This is a genomic window from Sporanaerobacter sp. PP17-6a, assembly GCF_900095615.1.
Taxonomy (GTDB): domain Bacteria; phylum Bacillota; class Clostridia; order Tissierellales; family Acidilutibacteraceae; genus Acidilutibacter; species Acidilutibacter cellobiosedens.
On sequence record NZ_FMIF01000037.1, the window covers coordinates 65,776 to 75,540 of the forward strand.

The following is a 9,765-nucleotide window of genomic DNA, read 5'->3' on the forward strand; positions in this document are numbered from 1 at the left end:
CCAATGTTTAGAAAATCAAAATTCATTTATCTTCTATTAGTATTTACAATAATATTAAGTTTTAGTTTAAGCGGATGTAAAAAAGATGAACTAAAAACTGTAAAATTAATAGAAGTTACTCATTCTCTATTTTATACTCCTCAATATATAGCAATAACGGAAAATTTCTTTCAGGAAGAAGGTTTAAAAATTGAGCTTATCAACGGAAAAGGCGCGGATAAATGTATGACTGCCCTTCTCAGCGGAGAAGCCGATATTGCTTTTATGGGGCCGGAAGCTTCAATATATGTCTATAACCAAAGCAAAACTAATAAAGCGATAAATTTTGCTCAGTTAACTCAAAAAGATGGCTCTTTTCTTGTAGGACGAGAAAAAGATGACAATTTTTCCTTTGAAAAATTAAAAGGAAAGTCCCTTATTGGTGGAAGAAAAGGCGGAATGCCTGAAATGGTATTGGAGTACGTATTAAAACAAAACGGTTTAACTCCCGGAACAGATATGGAAGTACGCACAGATATACAATTTGATGTTATGGGAGGAGCCTTTATAGCGGGAGAAGGAGATTACGTTACTTTATTTGAACCTGTGGCTGCCTCCTTAGAAAAAGAAGGAAAGGGATATGTAGTTGCATCTATCGGAAAGGAAGCAGGATATATTCCATATACGTGCTATTCCACCACAAAAAAATATATGGATGAAAATTCTGAAATAGTACAAAAATTTACAAATGCTATATACAAAGGAATGGTATGGGTACAAAACCATTCGGCAGAGGAGATAGCGGATTCATTAAAATCACAATTCCCGGAAACAGAAAGGGATATACTTATTACTTTAATAAATAGATATAAAGATCAGGATACCTGGAAACCTGATTTAGTTTTAACCGAAGAAGGCCTTAACAAACTGATGGATATAATGGAATTGGCGGGCGAATTAGATGAAAGACCTCCTTATAACGAGATAGTAAATACCAATTTTGCAAAAGAGGCCATGGAAAATATTAAAAAATGACATAAGAGAGGCTCTCTCACCTCTCTTATAAAAGTATTAAAATTCTAAGATTGTAGGATAATTTAAAATGATTTAATTGCATCTTTTAAACTGACTGACTTAGTATCCGGCACAACTTGGAAAAATACTTCTATGCCTTTGCTTTCAACTTCCTTTAAAGTATCCATATCTTCATGTCTCACTGCTATATTGGGAATCACAAACTTAGAATCTTTAGTCTTAGCTATGCCCCCAAGATTTAATCTTTTTACAGGGAGTCCTTTGTCTATGGCTTCTTTAGCCCCGGCAATCGACTTAAATAACAGTATTGCCTTATAATCTTCAAAGTTACTTTTATTCCAGTAGTCCACTGCTTCATCGATACTTAAAACTTTAATTGTCATACCCGTATTTGATGTTGACATCGTATATATATCCTTCATAAATGGGTCTTTAGCAGTTGCATCATCAACAACAAATAAAGCATTAGTATTCATCCCCTTAGACCATTTTGTCATTACCTGACCATGAATAAGCCTATCGTCTACCCTTGCCAATACTATTTGCCCCATTAACAATCACTGTCCTTTCCTTTTAAATTATATCTTTTAATTCCGTTTACAGTCGAATCTATAGCTTTTTCTATTAATTTATCCAATTCTTCAGACTCTCTTGATTGAAATATTTCTATAAGCATAAGCATATTAACACCTGTTATTAATTCAATGTTACCATATTTTTTTAACATATACAACGATACATTTGACGGGCTGCCGCCTAAAATATCTACAAGAATTATAATATCCTTATCCGCCTTTTGATTTTCAACAATAATCTCTTCCACTTTGTTGCGCAAATCATCTACACTCTCTCCTAATCTTAACCCCAAAGCAGCAGCATCTTCTTGATCGCCCATAATCATTTCGGCACTTTTCAATAATTCTATACCAAAATTACCATGAGTTATGATTAAAACAAATTTCTTTTTCATACTTTTCCTTCTTTCTATATAGGGTGATTCTAACAACTCCTTATAAGATTTTTATAACCTATAGGGAAATTATGATTTTCTTAGTTTAGAGATTTCCCGTTAAGGGATTTCAACTCTTGACCTCATTTATGATACATGATTTAATAAAATATTTAAAAATTTAAAAACCGGATTGCCTCTCTAAAAAAGAGAGACAATCCTTAAATAATAGTTTAAATATTATAGGATACCTACCCCGGCGAGTACGCCTAAAATTATGGATAGTCCCAAAAGTGCCTGGGTGATCTTTAATCCCTTTTTGTTAAAATACCAATATACTCCTAATACAGTAACTAACGGCAACAGTCCCGGAAGTATTGAATTAAATATATCTTGAAGAACAAATTCTTTCCCCGAAATCGTCCATTTTAATGAACTGCTAACTTTAACATAAGAAGATGCCAATATTCCCATCATAAAAAGACCTAATACAGACAGCCCATCAATAATCTTTCTTATATTCTTTCCGCCGATAATTTCAGTAGCAGCAGAACGGCCCAATTTATAACCAAGTTTAGTAAAATAAAAACCATATATATAAGTCACAGCTACAAACATCAACCAAGGAAATAAGGCACCTAAAGCACTTCCTCCCTTTGCCCAAGGCAAAGCAATAGCTATCAAAATATATTGAACAGTACCTGAATCAATAGCATCTCCGATACCGGCCAAAGGTCCCATAAGACCAACTTTAGTACTATTTATTACATCTCCGCTCACTGCTTCTCCTTTTCCTTCAGCCAATGCTTTAGCTCTTGCCTCTTCCAAAGAAGTCGTTATACCGAGAATAGTGCCTCCACCCCATACAGCCTGTGTATTATAAAATTGTGTATGTCTCATATAGGCTTCCTTTAAATCTTCTTTCTTTTTATACAATTTTCTCAAAATAGGTGTTATTGCCCAAAGTAAAGAAGCCGCTATCATTCTGTCATAAGAATGAGGAATCTCATTTGCATACCACCATCTGAACCAACTCTTTCGCAAATCCTTATCTGTAATTTTTTCAGGAGAGTCTGCTAAAGTAACATCTGTTTTAACTGTATTCTCTTTATCATCCATCTTAACTTTGCCTCCTTCTAATTTGTTTCGGTTTTTTCACCGGTAACTAAGATATACAAATATGCTACTATTGTACCAATAATAGCAAATGTTACTGTATTAATTTTAAGAGGTTGTAACATAACGGATACAAAATATGCTAAAAGAAAGAATACAAGGTATTTTTTCTTTCCTATTACTTGTAATATAAGTGCAATACCTAATGCGGCAAGTCCTCCTCCTATTACATCAAGTATATGGAATATTCTTCCTCCGGAGAGAGTAGCCGTAAACTTCGCAATTACTGGTGTTCCATAATATAAAGCTATAAACATTGCTGGTGTAAATAATGCAAAACTAATAATTGTCGGTAAAATTATGATTGAAAAGTTTAAGCCTTTGTCGTTTAATTGAGCTGCATATTTATCCGTTAATCTTGTGATAAACGTGTTAAGGAAAAATCTAAATTGGTAAAGATAACTGCCCAAAAGTCCTACAGGCACTGCTACAGCTATTGCTTCCGTAGGTTTTAAGCCTCCCAATATGGCAACGGGCACTGCTATTGCAGTTGCCACTGCCGGTTCACTTGGCATAGCTCCTCCCGGAGCGATCATTCCCATATAAATTAACTGTATTGAAGCAGTAGCAATCATAGCTGTAGGAACATCTCCCATAACAAGCCCTACAACCAATCCTGTCATCAAAGGACTAAATCTTAGGTTTAAGGTTGCATAGCCAAGAGCACGTGATTCAACCAAAGCAACCCAAAGCGCAATTATTAATGCTTGAGCCACAGTAATACTATGTTCCATTTTTATTTCCTCCTTTTTAATAATATAACTATATTAAATTTTCTTTGCCTACCCTCCTTTCCGATCAAATTTTAAAACTTTATTAATTAAAATATTTTAACCCAATAAAGCATTATAACGTTTTCATAAGAATGTCATAAATTTCATACCAACTATTCCCATTTGGTATGAAAAATAATTCCTCCCTTATCAATTCTGTTATATGTGTGGGCTCCAAAGAAGTCTCTCTGGGCCTGAATGAAATTTGCAGGAAGATTTCCTTCGATCATGCTGAAAAAATAATCTAAAGCAGAATTATGAACGAGGGTGGGTATATAAAAATTCCTTGCAATATTAGTTATATATTTTATAGAATCTAATCTTGTCATAAGAAATTCCAGAACTCTCTTATTGTTCAAAAGGTTTACATTTTCCTTATCTTCGTCAATAACAGCCCTCATAAAATCAAGCATTTTTGACCTTATAATACAGCCACCCTTCCATATTTTTAATACTTCAGAAATATCAATATCAAAATTATTAACTTTAGACCCTTCAGACATAACCCAAAGCCCTTGAGAAAATAATATCAGATTTGAAAAAAGCAATGAATTTTCTAAATCTCCTATGATTTTATCTTTATCGTACAAATCCTTAGGATAATCCTTCGCTACCTTTTTTGAAAGGTTTAGCCTCTCTTCCTTAAAATATGAAAGAACTCTTCCTTCTAAAGCTGCATTTAAAGAAACCGCTGGTATTCCCATATCTATAGAAGTTTGAACAGTCCATTTACCGGTTCCCTTTTGACCTGCCTTATCTAAAATTAATTCCACTGTAGGTTTTCCGGTTTCTTCATCTTTATGTCTCATGATTTTATAAGATATTTCCATGAGAAATGAATTGAGTTCACCCTCATTCCATTTTTCAAATATATCTCCTATTTCATCGGCTGAAAGCTTTAATACCTTCCCCAATATATCATAAGTTTCGGACATAGCCTGCATAATTCCGTATTCTATACCGTTATGAATCATCTTTACAAAGTGTCCTGCCGAATCATTTCCTATATAGGTACAGCATGGTCCGGATTCTGTTTCTGCCGCAATCTTAATCAGTATGTCCTTAACTAAATCGTAAGCTTTCTTCGAACCCCCGGGCATTAAGGAAGGTCCATTAAGGGCACCTTCCTCTCCCCCGGAAATTCCTATTCCAAGATAAAGTATTTTCTTTTCATTTAATTCGTTAATCCTTCTTGTAGTATCACGGTAGTATGTGTTTCCTCCATCCATAATAAGATCTCCCTCATCAAGATAAGGAATAAGTTTTTCAATCACACTGTCCACTGGTTTTCCTGCTTTAACCATTAGCAAGATTTTTCTTGGTTTTTTCAAAGATTCAACAAAAGATTTAATATCGTAATAACCCGTAATATCCTGTTTCCCTACTTCATTTTCTATAAAATCCTTTGTTTTCTGAGAAGTCATATTGAATACCGCTACACTAAAACCCTTGTTTCCAATATTTAAAGAAAGATTTCGTCCCATTACTCCTAATCCAATTAACCCAATATCTTTCATTCATTTCTCCCCCTACCGTTAAATTCCTACACTATTTTAATAATTCTTTATTAACAACGTTATTAGGATTCTCGTTCTTTGCAATTTTCTCTGCATCATCTACAACCTTATCCCCCATGCCTTTTAAACATTCATAAGTATAAGCTGATGTATGAGGAGTTATCACCACATTTTTATAAGCAAATAACGGATGAGTTTCATCTATAGGTTCTCCTTCAACTACGTCTAACCCTAAGCCGCCTATTATTCCTTCATCTAATGCTTTTATCAAGCTCTTTTCGTCTATAAGTCCTCCTCTTGCTGCATTTACGATAAATACGCCTTTTTTCATCAAAGCAAAACTCTTTTCGGACATCATATGGTAACTATTTTCATTTAAAAGAGCATTTAAGGAAATTATGTCTGAGTTCTTAAGAAGTTCTTCTAAGGATACCGATTGAGCCCCTCTTTTTTCTATTTCCTCCCGAGTAAGATATGGATCATAAGCTATTAATTTTGCGTTAAACCCGTTCTTTAATATTTCTCCTACTCTGCTTCCGATATTTCCGAAACCTATAACTCCAACTGTTTTATCTTTTATTTCATAACCCATAAATTTTGCTCTTTCAGCCCATTTCCCCTCTTTTGCCTTTTCTGAAGCAAGGGCTGTCTGCCTTATAACGGTCATCAATAAAGCAACAGCGTTCTCTGCTACCGATTCTCTTTCCACAACAGCATCCACTTTTGTAACAAATGTACCTTTTTTAGTGGCGGCTTCTATATCTATGTTGTTATATCCAATACCGTGACGGGCAATCAAAAGAGTTTTATCCTTATAATCAAAGAATTCTTTATTATATAAAGGCGTAACACTTGCTATTATAATTGAATAACCCATAAGTTTCTGAGCTAATTCCTTTCCTCCCATATCTTTGGAAAGATCAAATCTGTCTACCTCTCCTAATTTTTTTAATCTTTCCATATGCTCCGGAAAAATCCTCCCAAAGCTGCTTGAGTTAACGATTGCAATTTTTACAGCCATCTTTATATCTCCTTTCTCTTTGATCTATTTTTTTGATTCTATTTATTAAAAATAATTGTATAAACCCTTGCAAAAAAAACTTTCATATGATAATATTTTTATAAAAAGAATTTCTTTTTCTATATTATATAATATAGAAAAATTTTTTTCAACACTTTTTTTATTTAAATTTTTTTGATTTCTAGAGGCTTTTTGATATGGCAATTCTATTGTTATATAATATTATTAAACATTAAATTGTTAAATATTAATCGAAAAAGGTGATATTATGAATTCTACGCCAAAGGCATTTCTTCAAATTAAATCGCAATATAGTAATTTTAATCCTACAGAGAAAAAAATTGCAGATTATATTCTTAATAATCCTCAAGAGTTGATTTACTCAACTATAAGCCAAATAGGAGATAAACTCAAATTAGCGGATTCGACCATATTTCGTTTTTGTAAAAAAATTGATTTTAAGGGATTTCATGATCTTAAAATATCATTAGCTACAGACGTGGTTAAGGAAACAAAAAATTACGGTACTACACAAATTCTCGATAACGATGATGAAGCTATTATTATCAATAAAGTATTTGAAGCCACTATATCGGTCCTAAATGATTCATTACAGTCTATTGACCCGAAACTCATAGAACAGGCAGTAAATATTCTCTTAAATGCAAATCAGATTGTATGCTATGGTAATGGAGGCTCAGGTGTTGCAGCGATGGATGCTCATCATAAGCTTTTACGAATCGGAATGAACGTTTCATCTTATACCGATTATCATATGCAGCTTATGTCTGCTGCTCAGCTTACGGAAAATGATGCGGTTATAGCAATTTCCCATTCCGGCTCTAATATAAACATAATGAATGCGTTAGATGTGGCTAAGAAAAACGGTACAAAAACCATCGGAATAACTTCATTTTCAAAATCACCTATTAGTAAGAAAGTAGATGTTCCTCTTAATGTCGTTTCCCATGAAACGGAATATCAATTTGAAGCTTTTGCTTCCATGGTTGCCCATCTTACTATAATAAACGTTTTATATATTAATTTAATATTAAAAAGAAAAGAACTTTCCAATATTGCTCTTCAAAAGATGAGGAATGCGATTTCTTATACAAAGATATAAGAAAAGCTTCTATCGAAGCATTATTAAGGTAGCTTTTCTTGAATTCATTTACGAAAAGTTTTTTATCAATATTTATAAGTAAGAACTTTCCTATTCGTTATAAGAATAGGAGTTATATAAAAATTTATTTTTAAATATTGAAATAATAAGGAGGGTACAATATGAAAAAGTATGAAATTTTAAGTAAAATTGAAGAAGTAGGCATTACAGCTGTTGTAAGGGCCAAAAATAGCGAAGAAGCCAAAAAAATTGCTTTAGCATGTATGGATGGCGGAATAAATTCAATAGAAATTACATTTACAGTTCCGGGGGCATATAAGGTTATCGAATCATTAACGGAAGAATTCGGAGATAAATTGTTAGTGGGAGCCGGTACAGTTTTAGATGGTGAAACTGCAAGAATAGCCATATTGGTCGGGGCAAAATATATAGTCAGCCCAGCCTTTGATGAAGGAACAGCTAAACTCTGCAACAGATATCAGATACCTTATATAGCAGGCTGCATGACCGTTGTTGAAATGATAAAGGCAATGGAATCGGGAGCCGATATAATAAAAGTCTTCCCCGGCAGTGCAGTAGGACCTTCTTTCATATCGGCAATTAAGGGACCCCTTCCTCAAGCATTATTGATGCCGACAGGCGGAGTTAATTTAGATAATGTAGGAGAATGGATCAAAAATGGTTGCATAGCAGTAGGAGTAGGCGGAAATCTTACTAAAGGTTCAAAGGAAGACATAACCAGAACTGCTAAAGAATTTGTTAAAAAAGTAAAAGAAGCAAGAAATAATAAATAAAAAATTGGAGAGATAAAATTATCTCTCTAATTTTTTATTTATTCACCCTTGGTATAAAACCAACCTTTTTATAAACCTTTTTCAATGTCCTGTTTGCTAATCTTTCTGCTTTTTCGGCTCCTTCTGAATATATGCCTTCGAGAAAATCCTTATTCTTCCGGTATTCTTCATACCTTTCCTGAATTGGTCTTAAAACTTCTACTATTGCTTCAGCCAAATCATCCTTAAATTTCCCGTATCCTTTTCCAATATATCGGTTCTCAATGTCTTTTATACTTTCTCCCGAAAATACGGAATAAATATCAATCAAATTCTTAATCCCAAGTTGTTCATCTCTATATACTACTTCCCCATAAGAATCCGTAACCGCCCTTTTTATTTTTCTTCTCACCGAATTCGGATCATCTAATAATTCAATGTATGCATTTTCATCTTTGTCAGATTTGGACATTTTAACCTCCGGATTCTGCAGACTCATAATTCTCGAGCCTATCTTCGGGATAAAAACTTCCGGTATCTTAAAAGTATCACTGTATCGATTATTAAATCTTATAGCTAAATCCCTTGCCAATTCTAAATGTTGTTTTTGATCCTCTCCCACCGGAACTAAATCCGTCTGATAAAGAAGTATATCGGCTGCCATGAGAACAGGATAATTAAATAAGGCTGCATTTACGTCGGCTCCCGGCTTTTGGGATTTCTCCTTGAATTGAGTCATTCTATTTAGCTGTCCCATATAGGATATGGAATCTAAAATCCATGTCAATTCACAATGGGCACTTACATGGGATTGAATAAATATGATACTTTTTTTCGGATCTAACCCACATGCCAAATATAAGGCTAATACATCCAATGTATTCTTTCTTAAATTTTGAGGTTCCTGGGGAACAGTAATAGCGTGAAGATCAACTATGCAAAAAATACTATTATATTCTTCCTGAAGAGGAATCCAATTCTTAATAGCACCTAAATAATTTGCAATTGTTAATTTTCCCGAAGGCTGAACGCCACTGAAAACAATTTTTTTCTCATCCATTATATAACCTCCAATGGTAATAATTAAAAAAGCCCTTCATCTCTTCATATAAAGAGACGAAAGGCAACTTCGCGGTACCACTCAATTTGGTTAAAAACCCACTTAAATCTTTAACGGCGATAAACCGTAAAATCCTACTCGATTTTCGGATTTTAACTCTCAAGCCCATTCAATATGAAAGTATCGTCAAGTTTTCACTATCCCCGACTCTCTAAAGACCTTTTTCATATTTACTATTCTTGATCTCAGCTTTTATATTTACTTGTTATATTTATTATACACAAATATTTAAAAATATAAAACAATTATTTTAAAAAATGATATAATTATTTTGGTGATATTATGTGTTATGTATACAC

At 33.5% G+C, this 9,765-nt stretch carries 10 protein-coding genes and 1 other annotated feature; of the genes, 3 read left to right on the forward strand and 7 right to left on the reverse strand.

The genetic code is table 11. The features are described from left to right. The first annotated feature begins 3 nt into the window (after positions 1-3). Positions 4-1,014, forward strand: coding sequence for an ABC transporter substrate-binding protein (locus tag PP176A_RS13870; RefSeq protein ID WP_071141064.1), 1,011 nt, complete (start codon positions 4-6; stop codon positions 1,012-1,014). Between the two features lie 62 nt (positions 1,015-1,076). On the opposite strand, the gene PP176A_RS13875 is transcribed toward PP176A_RS13870, so the two are convergent. The 6 genes from PP176A_RS13875 to PP176A_RS13900 form a co-directional block, all read right to left on the reverse strand. Next, entirely contained in the window at positions 1,077-1,565 is a 489-nt protein-coding gene (locus PP176A_RS13875) for a PTS system mannose/fructose/N-acetylgalactosamine-transporter subunit IIB (protein ID WP_071141079.1), read from the reverse strand. Then, complete coding sequence (locus tag PP176A_RS13880) at positions 1,565-1,984, reverse strand: PTS sugar transporter subunit IIA (protein WP_071141065.1); 420 nt, start codon at positions 1,982-1,984, stop codon at positions 1,565-1,567. The genes PP176A_RS13875 and PP176A_RS13880 overlap by 1 nt, the downstream gene beginning before the upstream one ends. A 219-nt stretch (positions 1,985-2,203) precedes the next feature. Continuing rightward, on the reverse strand, positions 2,204-3,082 hold the full coding sequence (locus tag PP176A_RS13885) for a PTS system mannose/fructose/sorbose family transporter subunit IID (protein ID WP_071141066.1): 879 nt from the start codon (positions 3,080-3,082) through the stop codon (positions 2,204-2,206). 17 nt (positions 3,083-3,099) lie between these two features. Beyond that, positions 3,100-3,873: a PTS mannose/fructose/sorbose/N-acetylgalactosamine transporter subunit IIC gene (locus tag PP176A_RS13890; RefSeq protein ID WP_071141067.1), complete on the reverse strand. Its 774-nt coding sequence runs from the start codon at positions 3,871-3,873 to the stop codon at positions 3,100-3,102. 152 nt (positions 3,874-4,025) lie between these two features. After that, positions 4,026-5,429 carry an NADP-dependent phosphogluconate dehydrogenase gene (gene gndA / locus PP176A_RS13895; protein WP_071141068.1) on the reverse strand — a complete coding sequence of 468 codons (1,404 nt, stop codon included), beginning with the start codon at positions 5,427-5,429 and terminating at the stop codon, positions 4,026-4,028. Positions 5,430-5,460: 31 nt separating this feature from the next. After that, positions 5,461-6,450 (reverse strand): D-isomer specific 2-hydroxyacid dehydrogenase family protein, encoded by a 990-nt coding sequence (locus tag PP176A_RS13900; RefSeq protein ID WP_071141069.1) that lies wholly within the window; start codon positions 6,448-6,450, stop codon positions 5,461-5,463. Positions 6,451-6,718: 268 nt separating this feature from the next. On the opposite strand from PP176A_RS13900, the gene PP176A_RS13905 reads away from it, so the two are divergent. Next, positions 6,719-7,573, forward strand: a complete 855-nt coding sequence (locus tag PP176A_RS13905; protein ID WP_071141070.1) for a MurR/RpiR family transcriptional regulator — start codon at positions 6,719-6,721, stop codon at positions 7,571-7,573. A gap of 161 nt (positions 7,574-7,734) precedes the next feature. After that, on the forward strand, positions 7,735-8,367 hold the full coding sequence (locus PP176A_RS13910; protein ID WP_071141071.1) for a bifunctional 2-keto-4-hydroxyglutarate aldolase/2-keto-3-deoxy-6-phosphogluconate aldolase: 633 nt from the start codon (positions 7,735-7,737) through the stop codon (positions 8,365-8,367). A 34-nt stretch (positions 8,368-8,401) separates the two neighbouring features. Here the strand turns inward: PP176A_RS13910 and trpS are convergent, their stop codons facing one another. Beyond that, the gene (gene trpS / locus PP176A_RS13915) at positions 8,402-9,406 is read right to left on the reverse strand and encodes a tryptophan--tRNA ligase (protein WP_071141072.1); all 1,005 of its coding nucleotides are present in this window, start codon (positions 9,404-9,406) and stop codon (positions 8,402-8,404) included. Between the two features lie 49 nt (positions 9,407-9,455). Beyond that, positions 9,456-9,662 (reverse strand) — a binding site (T-box leader). Positions 9,663-9,765 lie beyond the last annotated feature (103 nt).

Coding starts and splice junctions, on each gene's coding strand:
- PP176A_RS13870 (WP_071141064.1), top strand. CDS start 4: ATGTTTAGAAAATCAAAATTCATTTATCTTCTATTAGTATTTACAATA.
- PP176A_RS13875 (WP_071141079.1), bottom strand. CDS start 1,565: ATGGGGCAAATAGTATTGGCAAGGGTAGACGATAGGCTTATTCATGGT.
- PP176A_RS13880 (WP_071141065.1), bottom strand. CDS start 1,984: ATGAAAAAGAAATTTGTTTTAATCATAACTCATGGTAATTTTGGTATA.
- PP176A_RS13885 (WP_071141066.1), bottom strand. CDS start 3,082: ATGGATGATAAAGAGAATACAGTTAAAACAGATGTTACTTTAGCAGAC.
- PP176A_RS13890 (WP_071141067.1), bottom strand. CDS start 3,873: ATGGAACATAGTATTACTGTGGCTCAAGCATTAATAATTGCGCTTTGG.
- gndA (WP_071141068.1), bottom strand. CDS start 5,429: ATGAAAGATATTGGGTTAATTGGATTAGGAGTAATGGGACGAAATCTT.
- PP176A_RS13900 (WP_071141069.1), bottom strand. CDS start 6,450: ATGGCTGTAAAAATTGCAATCGTTAACTCAAGCAGCTTTGGGAGGATT.
- PP176A_RS13905 (WP_071141070.1), top strand. CDS start 6,719: ATGAATTCTACGCCAAAGGCATTTCTTCAAATTAAATCGCAATATAGT.
- PP176A_RS13910 (WP_071141071.1), top strand. CDS start 7,735: ATGAAAAAGTATGAAATTTTAAGTAAAATTGAAGAAGTAGGCATTACA.
- trpS (WP_071141072.1), bottom strand. CDS start 9,406: ATGGATGAGAAAAAAATTGTTTTCAGTGGCGTTCAGCCTTCGGGAAAA.